This window comes from Pseudomonas sp. TH32, from assembly GCF_016650855.1.
In the GTDB taxonomy this organism is placed as follows: domain Bacteria; phylum Pseudomonadota; class Gammaproteobacteria; order Pseudomonadales; family Pseudomonadaceae; genus Aquipseudomonas.
Genome location: NZ_JAEKFA010000002.1, coordinates 3,252,921 through 3,271,603, shown reverse-complemented (window position 1 = coordinate 3,271,603; position 18,683 = coordinate 3,252,921). Strand labels below are relative to the sequence as shown.

General features: G+C 61.9%; 16 protein-coding genes and 2 pseudogenes. 6 read left to right on the top strand and 12 right to left on the bottom strand.

Features of this window, described 5'->3' with window-relative positions; all coding sequences use genetic code 11:
* Positions 1-296: 296 nt before the first annotated feature.
* The 4 genes from JFV30_RS18605 (at position 297) to JFV30_RS18590 (ending at position 4,395) form a co-directional block, all read left to right on the top strand.
* Positions 297-779, top strand: coding sequence for a sigma-70 family RNA polymerase sigma factor (locus tag JFV30_RS18605; protein WP_029615754.1), 483 nt, complete (start codon positions 297-299; stop codon positions 777-779).
* A gap of 159 nt (positions 780-938) precedes the next feature.
* Positions 939-2,276 (top strand): lysine N(6)-hydroxylase/L-ornithine N(5)-oxygenase family protein, encoded by a 1,338-nt coding sequence (locus JFV30_RS18600; protein ID WP_201124864.1) that lies wholly within the window; start codon positions 939-941, stop codon positions 2,274-2,276.
* 68 nt (positions 2,277-2,344) lie between these two features.
* Positions 2,345-3,565 carry a putative DNA modification/repair radical SAM protein gene (locus JFV30_RS18595; RefSeq protein WP_201124863.1) on the top strand — a complete coding sequence of 407 codons (1,221 nt, stop codon included), beginning with the start codon at positions 2,345-2,347 and terminating at the stop codon, positions 3,563-3,565.
* Entirely contained in the window at positions 3,562-4,395 is an 834-nt protein-coding gene (locus JFV30_RS18590) for a TIGR03915 family putative DNA repair protein (protein ID WP_201124862.1), read from the top strand. Before JFV30_RS18595 ends, JFV30_RS18590 begins: the two co-directional genes overlap by 4 nt.
* A 247-nt stretch (positions 4,396-4,642) precedes the next feature.
* Here JFV30_RS18590 and JFV30_RS18585 read toward each other — a convergent pair whose 3' ends face one another.
* From JFV30_RS18585 to ctlX, 7 genes and pseudogenes are all read right to left on the bottom strand, one after another.
* A complete protein-coding gene (locus JFV30_RS18585) occupies positions 4,643-5,140 on the bottom strand; it encodes an Lrp/AsnC family transcriptional regulator (protein WP_201124861.1) in 498 nt (165 codons plus the stop codon).
* Positions 5,141-5,152: 12 nt separating this feature from the next.
* Positions 5,153-5,998: an ABC transporter ATP-binding protein gene (locus JFV30_RS18580; protein WP_207201882.1), complete on the bottom strand. Its 846-nt coding sequence runs from the start codon at positions 5,996-5,998 to the stop codon at positions 5,153-5,155.
* Positions 5,999-6,001: 3 nt separating this feature from the next.
* On the bottom strand, positions 6,002-6,715 hold the full coding sequence (locus JFV30_RS18575) for an ABC transporter permease (protein WP_010166736.1): 714 nt from the start codon (positions 6,713-6,715) through the stop codon (positions 6,002-6,004).
* On the bottom strand, positions 6,712-7,413 hold the full coding sequence (locus JFV30_RS18570) for an ABC transporter permease (protein WP_201124860.1): 702 nt from the start codon (positions 7,411-7,413) through the stop codon (positions 6,712-6,714). Before JFV30_RS18570 ends, JFV30_RS18575 begins: the two co-directional genes overlap by 4 nt.
* A gap of 138 nt (positions 7,414-7,551) precedes the next feature.
* Entirely contained in the window at positions 7,552-8,331 is a 780-nt protein-coding gene (locus JFV30_RS18565) for an ABC transporter substrate-binding protein (protein WP_010166754.1), read from the bottom strand.
* A gap of 267 nt (positions 8,332-8,598) precedes the next feature.
* A pseudogene (locus JFV30_RS18560) lies at positions 8,599-9,644 on the bottom strand (ornithine cyclodeaminase).
* Positions 9,645-9,655: 11 nt separating this feature from the next.
* Positions 9,656-10,582 carry a citrulline utilization hydrolase CtlX gene (gene ctlX, locus JFV30_RS18555; RefSeq protein WP_010166758.1) on the bottom strand — a complete coding sequence of 309 codons (927 nt, stop codon included), beginning with the start codon at positions 10,580-10,582 and terminating at the stop codon, positions 9,656-9,658.
* 285 nt (positions 10,583-10,867) lie between these two features.
* Between ctlX and JFV30_RS18550 the strand changes: the two genes are divergently transcribed.
* Positions 10,868-11,764: a GNAT family acetyltransferase gene (locus JFV30_RS18550; protein ID WP_201124859.1), complete on the top strand. Its 897-nt coding sequence runs from the start codon at positions 10,868-10,870 to the stop codon at positions 11,762-11,764.
* 77 nt (positions 11,765-11,841) lie between these two features.
* Here JFV30_RS18550 and JFV30_RS18545 read toward each other — a convergent pair.
* The 5 genes and pseudogenes from JFV30_RS18545 to JFV30_RS18525 form a co-directional block, all read right to left on the bottom strand.
* Positions 11,842-12,860: pseudogene (locus JFV30_RS18545) on the bottom strand (branched-chain amino acid aminotransferase).
* Between the two features lie 104 nt (positions 12,861-12,964).
* Positions 12,965-14,344: a dihydrolipoyl dehydrogenase gene (gene lpdA, locus JFV30_RS18540; protein WP_201124858.1), complete on the bottom strand. Its 1,380-nt coding sequence runs from the start codon at positions 14,342-14,344 to the stop codon at positions 12,965-12,967.
* A gap of 3 nt (positions 14,345-14,347) precedes the next feature.
* A complete protein-coding gene (locus JFV30_RS18535; RefSeq protein WP_201124857.1) occupies positions 14,348-15,628 on the bottom strand; it encodes a dihydrolipoamide acetyltransferase family protein in 1,281 nt (426 codons plus the stop codon).
* The gene (locus tag JFV30_RS18530; protein ID WP_010166768.1) at positions 15,629-16,687 is read right to left on the bottom strand and encodes an alpha-ketoacid dehydrogenase subunit beta; all 1,059 of its coding nucleotides are present in this window, start codon (positions 16,685-16,687) and stop codon (positions 15,629-15,631) included.
* A gap of 1 nt (position 16,688) precedes the next feature.
* Positions 16,689-17,924, bottom strand: coding sequence for a 3-methyl-2-oxobutanoate dehydrogenase (2-methylpropanoyl-transferring) subunit alpha (locus JFV30_RS18525; RefSeq protein ID WP_010166769.1), 1,236 nt, complete (start codon positions 17,922-17,924; stop codon positions 16,689-16,691).
* A gap of 195 nt (positions 17,925-18,119) precedes the next feature.
* Here JFV30_RS18525 and bkdR point away from each other — a divergent pair, with 195 nt between their 5' ends.
* Positions 18,120-18,605, top strand: coding sequence for a Bkd operon transcriptional regulator BkdR (gene bkdR / locus JFV30_RS18520; RefSeq protein ID WP_003212855.1), 486 nt, complete (start codon positions 18,120-18,122; stop codon positions 18,603-18,605).
* Positions 18,606-18,683 lie beyond the last annotated feature (78 nt).

The following is an 18,683-nucleotide window of genomic DNA, read 5'->3' as shown; positions in this document are numbered from 1 at the left end:
CAGGGTTCCAGCCAAGGGAATTCGGTCCGCTGGTGCACGCAGTTGGGGCGCGGGCAGCGGTCTGTCGGCACGGGGGCTGTCCTGTAAACGAGGAGGCGGAAGGGGAATTTAAGACGGTTTTCGGTGGCTGGGCAGGGATAGATTACAAGTTGTTTCGTGGGCAATATGTAACCAGCGCTTTAACTCTACATGAGAATTATTATAAATTACGCGCTTCAAACTGCCATCATCGTGCGACCAACTCCTTGGTACATCGATTTGTCAGAGACGTGCCGTCTGATCCACGGTGGAGAAGCCTGTTGGAAAGCTACTATCGGGAGCTGGTGTATTTTCTCCGTGCCAGGCTGGGCAACCCGCAGCAGGCCGAAGATGTGGTGCACGATGCTTATTTGCGGGTGCTGGAGCGTTCCAGCGAAACGCCGATCGAGCAGCCCCGTGCCTTTCTCTACCGCACCGCGATGAACCTGGTGATTGACGGCAAGCGCTACACGGCGCTGCGTCAGATGGAATCTTTAGACGTGCTGGAAGGCGATGAGCGTTTTTTCAGCCCGCCCCCCCAGGCCGACATTGACCACAAGCAGCGCCTGGACCTGGTGCGCCAGGCTCTGGATGAGCTGTCTCCTGTCTGCCGCGAGAGCTTTTACTTGCGCAAGCTTGAGGGCATGTCCCATCCGCAGATCGCCGACCGCCTGGGTATTTCCAAAGGCATGGTGGAGAAATACATCGTCAATGCCATGAAACATTGCCGGCTTCGCATGCGTGAGTGGGACGCAAACTGACCGGCAACCTGGCAGCCAGTTAAATTTCTTTTCATTGTCCTCGTTCTTATTCAACAGACGACCTGTGCCGGGATTACACGTGTGTAATTGACCCGTGTGCCCGCCAGGTTAACCAGGCTTTCCCTCCTGTAGCAGAGGGCTTATCCAGAGGACACTGGAATGACACAGGCAATTGCATCGCCCGCCGTTCACGACCTGATCGGTATCGGTTTCGGCCCCTCGAACCTGGCGCTGGCCATCGCCCTGCAGGAACGCGAGAAAGCCCAGGGCAAGCTGGACGTGCTGTTTCTCGACAAGCAGGCCGACTACCGCTGGCATGGCAACACTCTGGTGACCCAGAGCGAATTGCAGATTTCCTTCCTCAAGGACCTGGTGACCCTGCGCAACCCCACCAGCCCGTATTCGTTCGTCAATTACCTGAAAGCCCATGGCCGCCTGGTGGATTTCATCAACCTGGGCACCTTTTATCCGTGCCGCATGGAGTACAACGACTACCTGCGCTGGGTCTCCGGGCAGTTCCAGGCGCAGAGCCGTTATGGTGAGGAAGTGCTGGCCATTGAGCCGATCCTGCATCAGCAGCAGGTCGAGGCGCTGCGGGTGATTTCCCGGGATGGCCAGGGTGAGCAACACGTGCGCACCACCCGTTCGGTGGTGGTCAGCGCCGGTGGCACGCCGCGTATTCCCGAGTCTTTCAAGGGGCTCAAGGAGGACGGGCGGGTGTTCCATCATTCCCAGTACCTGGAGCGCATGGCCAAGCAGCCATGTGTGGACGGCAAGCCGATGCGCATCGCGATCATCGGCGGTGGCCAGAGTGCGGCTGAGGCCTTCATTGATCTGAACGACAGCTTCCCGTCGGTGCAGGTCGACATGATCCTGCGCGGCTCGGCCCTCAAGCCTGCGGACGACAGCCCGTTCGTCAACGAAGTGTTCTCGCCGGAATTCACCGACCTGGTGTTCCAGCAGAACGGCAGTGAGCGTGAGCGGCTGGTCAACGAGTACCACAACACCAACTATTCGGTGGTGGACCTGGACCTGATCGAGCGCATCTACGGGATCTTCTACCGCCAGAAAGTCTCCGGCATTGCTCGTCATGCGTTCCGCACCCTGACCACCGTGGAAAAAGCCACGGCCGGGCCGCTGGGCGTCGAGTTGGCATTGCGCAACAACGCCACCGGCGAAACCAGCCTCAACCACTACGACGCCGTGGTGCTGGCCACCGGGTATGAACGCCAGATGCATCGCCAGTTGCTGGCACCGTTGGCGGACTACATGGGCGACTTCGAAGTCAGCCGCGACTACCGCATCGTCACCGACGAGCGCTGCAAGGCCGGCATCTACATGCAGGGTTTCAGCCAGGCCAGCCATGGCTTGAGCGATACGTTGCTGTCGATCCTGCCGATCCGTGCCGACGAGATTGCCGCGTCGCTGTACGAGCACGACCGTAGCCGCGGCAAGGGGCGTTCGGTGCAGGACCTGCTGCTGGCCACCGCCAGCTGACAGGCTGCACTTGAACCCTGGGGCTTGCTGCTGATACTGTACAAAAAACCAGTATCGGTAGAAGCCCCATGCAGTTGATCGAAAAACTCAGCATCCTCGCCGACGCCGCCAAGTACGACGCCTCCTGCGCCAGCAGCGGCGCGCCCAAGCGCAGCTCGGAAGGCAAGGCGGGGCTGGGTTCCACCGATGGCATGGGCATCTGCCACAGCTATACGCCCGACGGTCGCTGCGTGTCCCTGCTCAAGGTATTGCTGACCAACTTCTGCCTCTACGACTGCCAATACTGCGTCAACCGCCGTTCCAGCGACGTGCCCCGTGCACGCTTCAGCCCGGAGGAGGTGGTGACCCTGACCCTCGACTTCTACCGGCGCAACTGCGTCAGCGGCCTGTTTCTCAGCTCCGGCATCATCCGTTCGGCCGACTACACCATGGAGCAGTTGGTGCGGGTCGCCAAGCTCCTGCGCGAAGAGCATGACTTTCGCGGCTATATCCACCTCAAGACCATTCCCGAAGCCGACCCGGCGCTGATTGCCGAGGCGGGGCGCTATGCCGATCGCCTCAGCGTGAACATCGAGTTGCCGACCGACCAGAGCCTGCAGACCCTGGCGCCCGAGAAGCAGATTTTCTCGATCAAGCAGGCCATGCAAACCATCTACACCGGTGAACAGACCGTGCTCAACGAACCCCGTGCACCACGTTTCGCGCCGGCGGGGCAGAGCACGCAGATGATCGTCGGCGCCGATGACACCGACGACAGCACCATCCTCCACAGCGCCGAGGCGTTGTACGGCAACTTCAAGTTGCGCCGGGTGTATTACTCAGCGTTCAGCCCGATTCCCAACAGCCCCAAAAGCGTACCCCTGGCCGCGCCGCCCCTGATGCGCGAGCACCGCTTGTACCAGGCGGATTTCCTGTTGCGCAGCTACGGGTTCAGCGCCAATGAACTGTTTGAAGGGCCGGGGGACCTGGCCCTGGACATCGACCCGAAACTGGCCTGGGCCCTGGAGCACCGCGAGGTGTTCCCGCTGGATTTGAATCGTGCCGAGCCGACACTGATTGCGCGCATTCCCGGGATTGGCCTGCGCACCACCCAGCGGCTGGTGGACCTGCGCCGCCAGCGCAAGATCCGCTTCGAAGACCTGGCGCGTATGCGTTGCGTGCTGGCCAAGGCCAAGCCGTTTTTCATCACCAGCGACTACCACCCGCAGCAGGCGGAAAGCACCAGCGTGTTGCTGCGCGAACAACTGCGCGACCGTCCGCAGCCGCAGCAAATGGGGCTGTGGGGATGATCAGCCTGGAGTGCGACAACCTGTTCAGCACCTGGCGCGAGCAGGCGCGCTGGCTGCTCAGCCATCAGATTGACCCAAGCCATGTGAGTTGGGGCGTGGCCGAGGTGGCGGACCTGTTTGCCACTGACGAGCAGTACCCGGCCGAGTGCGGGCCGTTCCAGGCGCGGATCCCCAAAGCGCTGCTGGAGCTGCTGGAGTCTGCCGCGTGTTACCACGGTGAACAGCGCTGGAGCCTGCTGTATGAGGTGTTATGGCGCGTCAGCCATGGGGACCGCACGGCGATGATGTCGGGAGACAAGCTGGGCAGCGAGTTGCAGCGCCGGATCAAGCAGGTGCAGCGCGAGGCCCATCACCTGCATGCGTTTGTGCGGTTTATCGCGTTGCCGGCAGAGGCTGGGCCGGAGTTGCCGGAGTATGTGGCCTGGCACGAGCCGGCCCACGATATCCTGAAGGTGGCCAGCCAGCATTTTGTCGGGCGCATGGGGCGCCATCGCTGGATGATCGCGACGCCCCTGGATGGGGTTTATTACGATGGGGAACAGTTGATACATCAGCGGCACTGCCCGGTGGAGTGGCAGCAGTTGGCGCAGAATGTCGAGGACCCGCACAGTGCGATGTGGCTGACGTATTACAGCCATATCTTTAACCCGGCGCGGCTGAACCCTAAGGTGATGGAAGGGCATTTGCCGAGCCGGTTCTGGAAGAATCTGCCGGAGGGCAAGTTGATTCCGGGGTTGATCAGCGAGGCGCGTACGGGCAAGCAGCGGGATGGGCAGGCGAAGATGGTTGGGGCCAAACAGGGTAAGAGAATCTCAAGCGGGCACATTTAAATGTGAGAGCGGGCATTTGTGGTGAGTGGGCTTCTGTGTTGAGCGGGCTTCTGTGGTGAGTGGGCTTTTGTGGTGAGCGGGCTTGCCCCGCGCTGGGCTGCGAAGCGGCCCCAAAACCTGCGCTCCGGTTCCATCTGAAAGAACTCGGTGACTTTGTTGGGGCTGCTTCGCAGCCCAGCGCGGGCAAGCCCGCTCACCACAGAGGCACCTTCACCACAGTGATGTGTGTGGTTTTCGCGGGTGGTGTTCAGGCCAGTTCCGTGGCGGTATTTTTCACCACCGCCAACTCCGGATGCGCCACCAATTTATCAATGTGCAACTCGTCATTGTTCAACCAGGTTTCCGTCAGCACCCGATAGTGCTCCATGTCCCGGCAGCGCATGCGCAGGCTGTAGTCGAACGGCCCGCTGATCAACTGGCATTCGAACACTTGCGGGCAGGTTTTGACGCACGCCTCGAATGCTTTCTGCGCCGAGCGCCCGCTCTGGTTGGAGAGGGCCACCAGCACCAGCAGTGACAGCCCCGGTGAAACCATCTGCACATCGATGATCGCCCCATACCCCCGGATGACCCCGCGCCGCTCCAGCTTGCGCACCCGTTCCAGGCACGGCCTGGGCGTCAGGTGCACCAGCGACGAGAGTTTTTCGTAGGTGATGCGTCCCTGGTGCCGCAACACGTCGATGATGGCTTCATCGATGCGGTCCAGCACAGGGGAGGCGTTCGGTCCGGTGGCCTTGGTATCCATGGTGTGTGGTGTTCACTTCAATCGGTTGGAAAGAAATTGCTGCAAGCGTTCGCTGTTCGGCTGGTCGAGGATTTCGGCTCCGCCTTGCTCCTCGACACGGCCCTGGTGCAGAAACAGCACTTGGCTGGACACCTGCCGGGCAAAGCCCATTTCGTGGGTGACCATGAGCATGGTACGACCTTCCTCAGCCAACGTCTGTATGACTTTAAGGACTTCTCCTACAAGTTCAGGGTCGAGGGCCGAGGTGGGTTCGTCGAACAGAATGATCTCCGGTTCCATCGCCAGGGCGCGGGCGATGGCGACGCGCTGTTGCTGGCCGCCGGAGAGGAATGCCGGGTATTGATCCGCCACCCGGCCCGGCAGGCCGACCTTGTCGAGGTACATCCGTGCGCGTTTTTCTGCCTCGGCGGCGCTCACCCCCAGCACGCGGCGCGGGGCCATGGTGATGTTTTCCAGCACGGTCATGTGGCTCCACAGGTTGAAGTGCTGGAACACCATGGCCAGGCGGGTGCGCAGGTTCTGTAATTGCGCCTGATGCGGCGCGCGGGTGCCGGCGCGGCCTTGCTGCATTTCGATGCTGATGCCGTCCAGGGTGATGACCCCGGCGTCCGGCTGTTCGAGGAAGTTGATGCAGCGCAGCATCGTGCTTTTGCCGGAGCCGCTGGCGCCGATCAGGCTGATCACGTCGCCATTACGCGCGTTCAGCGAGACGCCCTTGAGCACCTCATGCTCACCATAGCGTTTGTGCAGGCCTTCGACCTGGAGTTTGACGTTGGCGTTCTCGGCCACGGCAACCGGTTTGGCGGCAGGGCGTACATCGGTGGGATAAGTGGCCAGGGCCTGCGCGGACTGATTCATGGGTTAGCCTCGGGTAGGAACAAGAAAGCGCATCCAGCGACGTTCGGCCAGTCGAAACAGGCCCACCAGTGCAAAGGACAGCAGCATGTACAACAGGGCCGCGATGCCAAAGGCCTGGAACGTCAGGAACGTTTCGGCGTTGGCGTCGCGGGCCACCTTGAGGATGTCGGCGATGGTGGCGGTGAACGCCAGGGAGGTGGCGTGCAGCATCAGGATCATTTCGTTGCTGTAGGCCGGCAGCGCACGACGCAGTGCGGCGGGTACCACCACAAACAGGTTCAGGCGCCAGCCGTGCAGGCCGTAGGCCTTGGCCGCTTCGATTTCGCCGTGGGGAATGTTGCGGATCGCCCCGGCAAAGATTTCCACGGTGTAGGCGCAGGTGTTCAGCACAAACGCCAGCAGCGTGCAGTTCAATGCATTGCGGAAAAACTGGTTGAGCAGGGCGTTGTCCTGCACCACCTCCAGGCCGTAGAGGCCGGTGTAACAAATCAGCAACTGGATATACAGCGGCGTGCCGCGAAACAGGTAGGTGTAGACCTCCACCGGCCAGCGAATCCAGAAGTGCTCCGACACTCGTGCGATGGCCAGCGGGATCGACAGGAAGAAGCCCAGTACCACCGAGATAATGAACAGCCACAGGGTCATCGCCACCCCGGAAAAGCCGTTGCCGTCGGTGAACAGGTAGGCCAGGCCGTATTGCTGGATCAGTTCGATCATCGCGCCATCCCCTTGATGCCGACGTTGTAGCGCCGTTCCAGGCGTTTGAAGATGCGGTTGGAGAGCGTGGTGATCACCAGGTACACCAGGCCCGCGAGGATCAGGAAGTACAGCGGGTCGTTGGTGGTCTTGCCGGCGTTTTGCGCGGCCTTGACCAGGTCCGACAGACCGATGATCGACACCAGTGCCGTGGACTTGAGCAGCACCAGCCAGTTATTGCCCAGGCCCGGCAGGGCAAAGCGCATCAGCTGCGGGAACAGCACCAGGTGAAAGCGCTGCCAGCGGCTGAGGCCGTAGGCGGTCGCGGCTTCCAGTTGGCCGGCCGGCACGCTGAGAATCGCCCCGCGAAAGTTCTCGGTGAAATACGCCCCGTAGATAAAACCGAGGGTGATGACACCGGCGGTGAACGGGTCGATTTCGAAGTAGGCCCAGCCGAGCATTTCGCTCAGGTCGTTCAGCCACAGTTGCAGGCTGTAGAAAATCAGCAGGATCAGCACCAGGTCCGGCACGCTGCGAATCAGCGTGGTGTAGAGCGTGGCCGGAACCCGCAGCAGCTTGACGCTGGACAGCTTGGCACCGGCGGCGATCAGTCCCAGGGACAGGCTCAGCACCAGCGCCAGGAACGCCAGCTTGACCGTCATCCAGGCACCCTGAGCCAGCAACGGGCCGAAGCCTTGCAAGTTGAGGAATTCATTCATGGAGGGGGGATCTCGATGGGGCGCAGACATTTACTGTGGGAGCTGGCTTGCCTGCGATGGCGGTGGGGCGGTTGGCATATGTGTGCCTGAACCACCGCCATCGCGGGCAAGCCAGCTCCCACAGGGGCTGAGTGGCCGTTACTCGTTGTAGATATCCTGATCGCCGAAGTATTTCTTCTGGATCTGTGCGTAGGTGCCATCGGCCTGGACAGCGGCGATGCCCTTGTTGATCAGTTCCACCAGGTCCTTGTCGTTCTTGCGCAGGCCCATGGCGATGTCGAGCGGCAGGGTCGGGTCCTTGAAGGCCGGGCCGGTCTTGAAGTCGGCGCCTTCAGGTTTGGACAGGAAGTTGAGCTGGGCTTCAAGCTTGTCGGTCAGGGTGGCGTCGAGGCGACCGTTTTGCAGGTCGGCGTAGTTCTGCTCCTGAGACTGGTACGCCTTGATCTGCGCGCCAAGTTTTGCCAGGTGCGCACGGGCATAGGCCTCTTGCAGCGAGCCTTGCAGCACGCCGACCTGTTTGCCTTTGAGGGATTCGGGGGTGTCGCCGAAGTCGGCGCTTTTGCGGGTGATCACCGAGGTCGGGCTGAGGAACAGCCGATCGCTGAAGTCGATGACTTTCTGGCGGGCCGGGGTCACGGCCATGGAAGACATGATGGCGTCGAACTTGCGCGCGCGCAGGGCCGGGATCATGCCGTCGAATTCGTTGTGGACCCACACGCATTTGACTTCAAGCTTGGCGCAGATGGCGTTGCCCAGGTCGATGTCGAAGCCTTGCAGGCTGCCGTCGGCGGCGACCGATTCAAACGGTGGGTATTCGGGGAAGACCCCAAAGCGGATTTCTTTCCATTCCTGAGCCTGGGCAGCCGTGGCGGCCAATGGCAGGAGCAGCGCAGCGAAAAGTGATCGGAGCGGAGTCATGTGTATTCCCTATATTTTGTAATTGATGTCAGGGCAGTAGAAAGTTGAAAGCTAAGGCGAGCTGGCTTTTGTGGCGAGGGATGTTTCTTGCCAGAGAGAATGCTTCAAGATGGTGCGTTTTTTGTGTCGTTTACCCCTGCCGCGGCGGGCGGAATGTGCTGTTAAAACGCGGGCCACAGCGGAAACGGCTGCGGCACCCGCTAAATCGGCTTGTCAGTCGACTTTTTCCGGGCTGCCCCTCACGCAAAGCGGCAGCCCAGAGCGGTCTCAGGCGCGCTTTTTCTGCTGTGCCACCGGTGCCTGGGCCAGGCGGGCAAACAGGTCCTTGGGGTCGGCGAGGTCCGGCACCAGTTCCAGTTCGCTGCCCACGTCCAGCGCCTTGGCCACGTCCAGCACGTAACGCAGGGCGGAGTAGTCTTCGATGGCAAAACCCACCGAGTCGAACAGGGTGACCTGGCGCGCATTTTCGCGGCCCGGGGCCTGGCCGTTGATCACTTGCCACAGCTCGGTGACCGGCGAATCTTCCGGCATGTGCTGGATCTCGCCTTCAATGCGGCTTTGCGGTTCGTACTCGACGATCACCCGCGCACGTTCGACGATTCGTCGGTCCAGCTCGGTCTTGCCCGGGCAGTCGCCGCCCACGGCATTGAGGTGCATGCCCGGCTCGATCATCTCGTCCGTCAGGATGGTGGCGTAGGCCTTGTCGGCGGTCACGGTGGTGACGATATCGGCGCCTTTCACCGCTTCGGCCACGCTGCCCGCCAGGATTACCTTGATCGCCGGGAAGGCTTTCAGGTTGGCGGCCAGCTTGGCGGTGGCCTTGGCGTCGATGTCGAACAGGCGGATTTCATTGATGCCCAGCATGGCGTGGAAGGCCAGGGCCTGGAACTCGCTCTGGGAGCCGTTGCCGATCAGCGCCATGCTGCGGCTGTTGTCCCGGGCCAGGTAGCGCGCTACCAGCGCCGAGGTGGCGGCGGTGCGGATCGCGGTGGTCAGGGTCATTTCGGCCAGCAGCACCGGTTTGCCGGTGTCCACATCGCCCAGGGCGCCGAAGGCCATGACGGTGAGCATGCCGCTCTGGGTGTTTTTCGGGTGGCCGTTCACGTATTTGAAGGCGTACAGCGACGCGTCGGACACCGGCATCAGCTCGATCACGCCCTCGGGGAGTGGTTGGCCAGGCGTGCGCATTTTTCAAAGTCCTGCCAGCGCAGATAGTCGGCGCGGATGTACTCGGCCATCTCGGTGATGCAGGTTTGCAGGCCTTTTTGCGAAACCAGGTAGCTCAAGTCGTTGACGTCGATATAGCGGGTCATGGGAAGACTCCTTATTGAAATGAGGGGCGGGCGGGCAGGTGCACTTCCGCCAACATGCAGCGGGCACTGCCGCCGCCGATGCGTTCGATGTTGTCGATGTTCACCACCACCGGCCGGGTATGGCGTTCCACGTGCTGGCGCTGGGCCGGTTTAAGCGAGCCCCAGGCGCTGGCCGACATCACCAGCAGCGGCTGGCCATCGCGGTCATGGACTTCCAGCATGTTGCCGGCGAAGGCTTCCAGCTGGTCGAAGTCCAGGGCGACGATGTCTTTGCCGGTGTCGCGCAGGGAACGTTCCAGGGCCTGGCGCTCGTGGTCGTCGGGCAGGGCTTGCAGGCACACCACAGAGAGGTCGCGGCCGACGCTCATCATCACGTTGCTGTGGTAGATCGGCGCCTGGTGGCGGTCGACGGCGTGGAACACGCAGACCTGGTAGTCCAGACGTTCGGCGAACTGGCGCAGGGCATCCTGATGGGTACGCCCGGAGTGGCAGGCGTAGCTGATGCGGTGCTGGCGGTCGAGGACCATGCTGCCGGTGCCTTCCAGGAACATGTTCTGTTGTTCGAGGTGGCTGAAGTCGATGGTGTTGTGGATCGCAAAGCGTTGCTCCAGCACTTGCAGCACGCCTTTGTCGCGTTCCAGTCGTCGGTTCTGGCCTTCCATCGGGTAGAGCACCAGGCTGCCGTCGGCGTGGCTGCTCCACCAGTTGTTGGGGAAAATCGAATCCGGGGTGTGAGGGGCGGGGGTGTCTTGAACCACCAGCACTTCCACGCCGTGGTGGCGCAGGGTGTCGACGTAGCCGTCGAACTCTTCCAGCGCTTTCTGCTGTGCGGCCACCGGGTCGAGGGGCGCGCGCTGGAAGCGGTTGTTGATCGCGGTGTCCGGGTTAAAGGCGAAGTGCGCCGGGCGGATCATCAGGACAGTGTTGGTGGTTTGCATGGGGGCACGGGTCCATGGGGTTGGGCAGTGAGGCTATTTTGTGCGGTGTGAAGGAAGAATCCCGGCTGAAGTGAGGGGGTGGCTCAGCCGGGAAAGCTGAAAAGTGGGGTGGGGCAGCCGAATCGGCTGTGGAGGTGAGTGGAGATCAAAATGTGGGAGCGGGCTTGCTCGCGAAAGCGGTGGGTCAGTTAATAAATTCGGTGGCTGATACACCGCCTTCGCGAGCAAGCCCGCTCCCACATTGGTATTGTGTTGCCTGAGGTTTTTTGTCTGGATGGAGAAACCATGCCCACTGAAGTTCGTCTCGCCCAAACCACCGATGCCGAGGGCATCAGCCAGGTCATCCTGGCGGCCCTGCATGACAGCAACGCCCGGGATTACCCGGCTGATGTGATTGCGCGGGTGGCGAGCAACTTTACCCCCGAGGCTGTGGTGGGATTGCTCGGGCGTCGAACGGTGCTGGTGGCCATCCAGGATGAGGTGATCGTGGCCACTGCCGCGCTGGATGCCAATGTGGTGCGCTCGGTGTTCGTCAATCCGGCGCTGCAAGGGCAGGGCATCGGGCGCTTGCTGATGATTGAGATCGAGTTGCGCGCCCGCGAAGCCGGGGTGACCTCGCTGCATGTGCCGTCTTCCCTGACCGCCGAGCCGTTCTACACCAAGCTGGGTTTTCACACGGTGCGCGATGTCTATCACGGCAATGAGCGCACGCTGGTAATGGAGAAGGCGTTGTCATCCCGCCATCCCATCGGCGCCTATCGCGACCGTGCGCATCGGGCGCAGGTGGTGGCGTTGTGGCAGGCGGCGTTTGGTTATGACGCGGCGCATAACCTGCCGGGCCTGGCGATCGACAAGAAGTTGGCGGTCAACGATGGGTTGTTCTTCGTGGCCACCGACAAGAAGGCGGTGATCGGCACCATCCTCGCGGGCTACGATGGGCATCGTGGCTGGCTGTATTCGGTGGCAGTGCACAACGACTATCGCCGCCAGGGCCTGGGCGCCTCGCTGGTGCGGCATGCGGAGCAGGCGTTGACCGCCTTGGGCTGTATGAAGATCAACCTGCAGATCACCAGCGGCAATGACGCGGTGATGGGGTTTTATGAGGCGCTGGGTTATGGCGCCGAGCCGAGGATCAGCATGGGCAAGAAGATCCTGGAAAATATTCCGATGGATAAGGCCTGAAGCTCGATTTTCCAAACGCTGGAAACAAAATGTGGGAGCGGGCAAGCCCGCTCCCACATTTTGTTTTGCGGTGTTGCTTAGACCTTGACGATCCAGCCCGCAGGCGCTTCGACGTCGCCGGACTGTACGCCAGTCAGCTCTTTGTAGAGCTTCTGGGTGACCGGGCCGACTTCTTTTTCGCTGTAGAACACGTGCAGCTTGTCTTTGTACTCGATGCCGCCGATCGGGGTGATCACGGCCGCGGTACCGCAGGCGCCGGCTTCCTTGAAGTCCGACAGCTTGTCGATCAGCACGTCGCCTTCAACCACTTCCAGGCCCAGGCGCGATTTGGCCAGCTCGATCAGCGACAGGCGGGTGATGCCTGGCAACACCGACGGCGAGTTCGGGGTGACGAACTTGTTGTCGTGGGTGATCCCGAAGAAGTTGGCCGAGCCGACTTCTTCGATTTTCGAGTGAGTGGCCGGGTCGAGGTAGATGCAGTCGGCGAAGTTGGCTTTTTGGCCAGGGAGCCGGGCATCAGGCTGGCAGCGTAGTTGCCACCGACCTTGGCCGCGCCGGTGCCGTTTGGCGCCGCACGGTCGTAACCGGAGATCAGGAAGTTGTGCGGGGTCAGGCCGCCCTTGAAGTAGGCGCCTACCGGGATGCAGAAGATCGAGAAGATGAACTCCGGCGCGGTGCGCACGCCGATGTTGTCACCGGTGCCGATCACGAACGGGCGCAGGTACAGCGCGCCGCCGGTGCCGTACGGCGGGATGAAACGTTCGTTGGCGCGGACCACTTCCTTGCAGGCTTCGATAAAGGCGTCGGTCGGCACTTGCGGCATCAGCAGGCGGCCACAGCTGCGCTGCATGCGCGCGGCGTTCTGGTCCGGGCGGAACAGGTTGATCGAGCCGTCCTTGCAGCGGTAGGCCTTGAGGCCTTCAAAGCATTGCTGGCCGTAGTGCAGGGCGGTGGAGCCCTCGCTGATGTGCAGCACGTTGTCGTCGGTCAGGGTGCCTTTTTGCCACTCGCCGTCCTTCCAGGTCTGGAGGAAACGCTTGTCGGTCTTGATGTAGTCAAAACCCAGCTTGTCCCAATTGATGCTTTCGTTACCCATGACACCCTCTATCTTTTGTCAACCGCCTGGTCGAAGGCAGGCTTATGGTTTATTTCTGGATGGGCGCAACAATACTTCATTAGCGGGGGGATTCGCATCCCCCTTCACATGTGTAATGCATGCCCCAGGGCCCGCAGCGCCGCTTCCTGTACCGCTTCGCCGAGGGTCGGATGGGCGTGGATGGTGCCCGCCACGTCTTCCAGGCGCGAACCCATTTCCAGGCTCAGGCCAAAGGCCGTGGACAGTTCCGAGACGCCAACGCCCACCGCCTGCCAGCCGACGATCAGGTGATTGTCGCGGCGCGCCACCACCCGTACGAAGCCGGTTTTCGACTCCAGGGTCATGGCCCGGCCATTGGCGGCGAACGGGAAGCTCGACACGATGCAGTCCAGCCCGGCGGCCTTGGCCTCGTCCGGGGTCTTGCCGACCACCACCAGTTCCGGGTCGGTGAAGCACACCGCCGGGATCGCTGCCGGGTTGAATTCGCGGGTTTTACCGCTGATCAGTTCGGCAACCATTTCGCCCTGGGCCATGGCGCGGTGGGCGAGCATCGGTTCACCACTCAGGTCGCCGATCGCCCACACATTGCGCATGCTGGTCTGGCAGCGGCTGTCGATCCTGATCGCCGAGCCGTTCATGTCCAGGTTCAAGGCTTCAAGGTTCCAGCCCTGGGTGTTGGGTTTGCGACCAACGGCAACCAACACCTGGTCGGTTTCCAGCGACAGCGTCTCGCCGCTGGGGTCACGCACTTGCAGGGTGTTGTGCTCAAAACCGGTGACGCTGTGTTTCAGGAACACCTTCACACCGAGTTGCTTCAGGGACTCGGCCACCGGCTGGGTCAGTTCGGCGTCGTAGGCCGGCAGGATCCGGTCCTGCGCCTCGACCACGCTGACCTCGGCGCCGAGCTTGCGATAGGCAATCCCCAGCTCCAGGCCGATGTAGCCGCCGCCCACCACGATCAGGCGTTTCGGAATGCGTTTCGGCGCCAGGGCTTCGGTGGAGGAGATGATCGGCCCGCCAATTGGCAGCATCGGCAGGTTGACGCTTTTCGAACCGGCGGCCAGCACCAGGTGCTCGCACTGGATGCGTTGGTCGCCGACGTCTACGGTCTTGCCATCGACGACCTTGGCCCAGCCTTGAATGACCTGCACCTTGTGTTTCTTCAGCAGCGCCGCAACGCCGGTGGTCAGGCGGTCGACGATGCCGTCTTTCCATTCCACGCTTTTGCCGATGTTCAGGGTCGGCACATCGACTTCGATGCCCAACGGTGAACCCAGGCTGTGGTGCACGGTTTGCTGGAACTGTTCGGCTACATGGATCAGCGCCTTCGATGGAATGCAGCCGATGTTCAGGCAGGTGCCGCCCAGGGACAGGCCTTCCACGAGGATGGTCGGGATGCCCAGTTGGCCAGCGCGAATCGCCGCCACATAACCGCCAGGCCCGCCGCCGATAATCAGCAGCGTGGTGTGCAATGTTTGAGACATGGGTTACTCCAGGAACAGGCTGGCGGGTTGTTCGAGCAGGCCACGGATGGCCTGGATGAATTGCGCCGCGTCCATGCCATCGACCACCCGGTGATCGAAGGAGCTGGAGAGGTTCATCATCTTGCGAATCACGATCTGGCCCTTGATCACCATCGGCCGTTCGACGATCCGGTTGACCCCCACGATGGCCACTTCCGGCAGGTTCAGCACCGGTGTGCTGACAATCCCGCCCAAGGCGCCAAGGCTGGTCAGGGTAATGCTCGAACCCGACAGCTCATCGCGGCTGGCCTTGCCATTGCGCGCCGCACTCGCCAGACGATTGATTTCTTGCGCCGTGCCCCACAGGTTGCGGGCTTCGGCGTGACGCACCACCGGCACCATCAGGCCGACATCGCTCTGGGTGGCGACGCCCACATGCACCGCGCCGAGGCGGGTGATCACCTGGGCTTCGTCGTCATAACGCGCGTTGATCTGCGGGAAGTCCCGCAACGCCACGACCATGGCCCGTACCAGGAACGGCAACAGGGTCAGCTTGCCGCGGGTGGCGCCGTGTTTCTCGTTGAGGTGCACCCGCAACTCGTCGAGGGCGGTGACGTCGATCTCTTCCACATAGCTGAAATGCGCCGCACGCCGGGTGGCGTCCTGCATGCGCTGGGCGATCTTGCGGCGCATGCCGATCACCGGGATTTGCTGCTCGTCGTTGCGTTCGGCGTACGGGTTGGAGGCCGCGGAGTTTTTCGCCGGACCCTGGAGCAAGTAAGCGTCCAGATCTTCATGCAGAATCCGGCCGGCCGGGCCGGAACCCTGCACCAGTCGTAGCTGGATGCCAGCATCCAGCGCATGTTTGCGCACGGCCGGGGAGGCCAGCGGACGGTCATCGGCCTCGCGGGCCACTGGGGCTTGTGCCGCCACCGCAGGCCTGGCGGCCGGTTTGGGCTCAACCACGGGCGCGGCCTTGGCTTCAACTTTTTGAGCCGGTGCAGGCGCAGGCGCGACGTCTTCAACCACCGCCGACAACGCCGACTCCCGGGTATTGCCCGCGCCTTCCACTTCGATACTGATCAGGATACTGCCCACCGCCATGACTTCGCCGGGCTCGCCGCCGAGGGAAATCACCTTGCCGTGCACCGGCGAAGGAATGTCCACCATGGCCTTGTCGGTCATCACATCCGCCAGCACCTGGTCTTCTACTACCAGGTCGCCGACCTTGACGTGCCACACCGACAATTCAACTTCTGCGATGCCTTCGCCGATGTCCGGCATCTTGATAACGTGCGTGCCCATTCAGACCTCCATAACCCGATGCAAAGCCGCGCCCACTCGGGTCGGGCCAGGGAAATACGCCCACTCTTGCGCGTGGGGATACGGGGTATCCCAGCCGGTAACGCGCTCGATCGGCGCTTCCAGGTAGTGGAAGCAATGCTCCTGCACCAGCGCCACCAGCTCGGCGCCGAACCCGCAGGTACGGGTGGCTTCGTGAACGATTACGCAGCGACGGGTTTTCTTCACGGAGTTGACGATGGTTTCCAGGTCCAGCGGCCACAGGCTGCGCAGGTCGATGACTTCGGCATCGATGCCGGTTTCTTCAGCGGCGACTTGTGACACATACACGGTGGTGCCGTAGGTGAGGATGGTCACGTCCTTGCCCGGGCGGGCGATGGCGGCCACATCCAGCGGCACGGTGTAGTAACCGTCCGGCACTTGCGCTTGGGGGTGCTTGGACCACGGGGTTACCGGGCGGTCGTGGTGGCCGTCGAACGGGCCGTTATACAGGCGCTTGGGTTCGAGAAAGATCACCGGGTCATCGTTTTCGATGGAGGCGATCAGCAGGCCCTTGGCGTCGTAAGGGTTGGACGGCATCACTGTGCGCAGGCCGCAGACCTGGGTGAACACCGCTTCAATACTCTGGCTGTGGGTCTGGCCGCCGTAGATACCGCCGCCGCAGGGCATGCGCATGGTCAACGGTGCGGTGAACTGGCCGGCCGAGCGATAACGCAGGCGGGCGGCTTCGGAAATGATCTGGTCGGTCGCCGGGTATACGTAGTCGGCGAACTGAATCTCGGCCACCGGGCGCAGGCCGTAGGCGCCCATGCCGACCGCCACGCCGACGATGCCGCTTTCGGAGATCGGTGCGTCGAACACCCGCGAGGTGCCGTACTTGTTCTGCAAGCCTTCGGTGCAACGGAACACGCCGCCGAAGTAACCGACGTCCTGGCCGAACACCACCACGTTGTCGTCTCGCTCAAGCATCACATCCATGGCCGAGCGCAAGGCCTGGATCATGGTCATGGTCGTGGTGGTCATGGCGGTTTCCAGCTGGATATTGTTGTTGTGATCGTTCATGTCAGATCCCCAACTCTTGACGCTGGCGCTTCAAGTGCTCCGGCATCTCTTTATAAACGTCTTCGAACATGGTCGCGGCGCTTGGAATCTGGCCACCGGCCAGGGTGCCGTACTGTTCGGCTTCTTTCTGGGCCTTGAGCACTTCGGCTTCAAGCTCGGCACTGACCGCCGCGTGCTCCTCTTCGGACCACTGGCCAATCTTGATCAGGTGCTGCTTGAGGCGGGCAATCGGGTCGCCCAGCGGGAAGTGGCTCCAGTCGTCGGCGGGACGGTATTTGGACGGGTCATCGGAGGTGGAGTGCGGGCCGGCGCGGTAGGTCACCCACTCGATCAGGGTCGGCCCCAGGTTGCGGCGGGCGCGTTCGGCGGCCCAGGCAGAGGCGGCGTACACCGCGACAAAATCGTTGCCGTCCACCCGCAGGGAAGCGATGCCGCAACCTACGCCGCGTCCGGCAAAGGTCGTGGCTTCACCGCCGGCGATGGCCTGGAAGGTGGAGATCGCCCACTGGTTGTTTACGACGTTGAGGATCACCGGCGCCCGGTACACATGGGCGAAGGTGAGGGCGGTGTGGAAGTCGGATTCGGCGGTGGCACCGTCGCCGATCCAGGCCGAGGCAATCTTGGTATCGCCCTTGATGGCCGAGGCCATGCCCCAGCCCACGCCTTGTACGAATTGGGTGGCGAGGTTGCCGGAAATGGTGAAGAAACCGAAGTCTTTTACCGAGTACATGATGGGCAACTGGCGGCCCTTGAGCGGATCACGCTCGTTGGACAGCAGTTGGCAGATCAGGTCTACCAGCGGCACTTCCCGGGCCATCAGGATGCTTTGCTGGCGGTAGGTGGGGAAGCACATGTCGTCGATGTTCAAAGCCAGGGCCTGAGCGCTGCCGATGGCTTCTTCGCCAAGGCTTTGCATGTAGAACGACATCTTTTTCTGACGCTGGGCGACCACCATGCGGTTGTCGAAGATTCGCGTCTTGAGCATGGCGCGCATGCCCTTGCGCAGAATCTCGACGGGCACACCTTCGGCCCATGGGCCCAGGGCCTGGCCCTGATCGTCGAGCACGCGAATCAGGCCCTTGGCCAGGTCGGCGGTGTCGGCGGGTTCTACGTCAATTGGGGGTTTGCGCACGGTGCCTGCGTCAGTCAGGCGCAGGTAGGTAAAGTCGGTCTTGCAGCCTGGGCGGCCCGAGGGTTCGGGGACGTGCAGGCGCAGTGGTTCATACTGCTGAGTCATGGCTTTCTACGCTCTATCTTGTGAATTTCTTGTAGTGGGCGCGGTAGCTGACAGTCCTTCTTCGGGTAGAAGAAATCTTGTCCTACAACAATCATAGGCTCGGCTCAGGAGAATATTTATCTCTGTTTCGTTGCGTTGGAGATCATTTGGGGATAAAAAAACTGCATAAACATAATAAACAGGTGGTTTTGTCTCATGCGCAAACTGGACCGTATCGATATCGGCATTCTGAACGCCCTTCAGGAGAACGCCCGCATCACCAACGCCGACCTGGCCCGCTCGGTCAACCTGTCGCCCACGCCGTGTTTCAACCGGGTCAAGGCCATGGAAGAACTGGGGTTGATACGCGACCAGGTGACGCTGCTGGACGCCGACCTGCTGGGGCTGCACGTCAATGTGTTCATCCATGTCAGCCTGGAAAAACAGAACGAACTGGCGTTGCAGCAGTTTGAAGGGGCGATTTCGGATCGCCCCGAAGTGATGGAGTGCTACCTGATGGCCGGCGACCCCGACTACCTGATTCGGGTGCTGGTGCCGACCATCCAGTCTCTGGAGCGCTTCATGATGGACTTCCTGACCAAAGTCCCGGGTGTCGCCAACATCCGCTCCAGTTTTGCCCTCAAGCAGGTGCGCTACAAGACGGCACTGCCGCTGCCGGCCAACGGCATCAATCTCGGTTAGTACACCCTGTTCATAAACAACACAGCCCAACTGTGGGAGCCGGGCTTGCCCGCGATGGCGGAGTATCAGCCACCCGAT

Excerpts from the sequence above, each read along its gene's own strand:
- JFV30_RS18600 (WP_201124864.1), top strand. The coding sequence starts at position 939 with ATGACACAGGCAATTGCATCGCCCGCCGTTCACGACCTGATCGGTATC.
- JFV30_RS18595 (WP_201124863.1), top strand. The coding sequence starts at position 2,345 with ATGCAGTTGATCGAAAAACTCAGCATCCTCGCCGACGCCGCCAAGTAC.
- JFV30_RS18590 (WP_201124862.1), top strand. The coding sequence starts at position 3,562 with ATGATCAGCCTGGAGTGCGACAACCTGTTCAGCACCTGGCGCGAGCAG.
- JFV30_RS18585 (WP_201124861.1), bottom strand. The coding sequence starts at position 5,140 with ATGGATACCAAGGCCACCGGACCGAACGCCTCCCCTGTGCTGGACCGC.
- JFV30_RS18580 (WP_207201882.1), bottom strand. The coding sequence starts at position 5,998 with ATGAATCAGTCCGCGCAGGCCCTGGCCACTTATCCCACCGATGTACGC.
- JFV30_RS18575 (WP_010166736.1), bottom strand. The coding sequence starts at position 6,715 with ATGATCGAACTGATCCAGCAATACGGCCTGGCCTACCTGTTCACCGAC.
- JFV30_RS18570 (WP_201124860.1), bottom strand. The coding sequence starts at position 7,413 with ATGAATGAATTCCTCAACTTGCAAGGCTTCGGCCCGTTGCTGGCTCAG.
- JFV30_RS18565 (WP_010166754.1), bottom strand. The coding sequence starts at position 8,331 with ATGACTCCGCTCCGATCACTTTTCGCTGCGCTGCTCCTGCCATTGGCC.
- ctlX (WP_010166758.1), bottom strand. The coding sequence starts at position 10,582 with ATGCAAACCACCAACACTGTCCTGATGATCCGCCCGGCGCACTTCGCC.
- JFV30_RS18550 (WP_201124859.1), top strand. The coding sequence starts at position 10,868 with ATGCCCACTGAAGTTCGTCTCGCCCAAACCACCGATGCCGAGGGCATC.
- lpdA (WP_201124858.1), bottom strand. The coding sequence starts at position 14,344 with ATGTCTCAAACATTGCACACCACGCTGCTGATTATCGGCGGCGGGCCT.
- JFV30_RS18535 (WP_201124857.1), bottom strand. The coding sequence starts at position 15,628 with ATGGGCACGCACGTTATCAAGATGCCGGACATCGGCGAAGGCATCGCA.
- JFV30_RS18530 (WP_010166768.1), bottom strand. The coding sequence starts at position 16,687 with ATGAACGATCACAACAACAATATCCAGCTGGAAACCGCCATGACCACC.
- JFV30_RS18525 (WP_010166769.1), bottom strand. The coding sequence starts at position 17,924 with ATGACTCAGCAGTATGAACCACTGCGCCTGCACGTCCCCGAACCCTCG.
- bkdR (WP_003212855.1), top strand. The coding sequence starts at position 18,120 with ATGCGCAAACTGGACCGTATCGATATCGGCATTCTGAACGCCCTTCAG.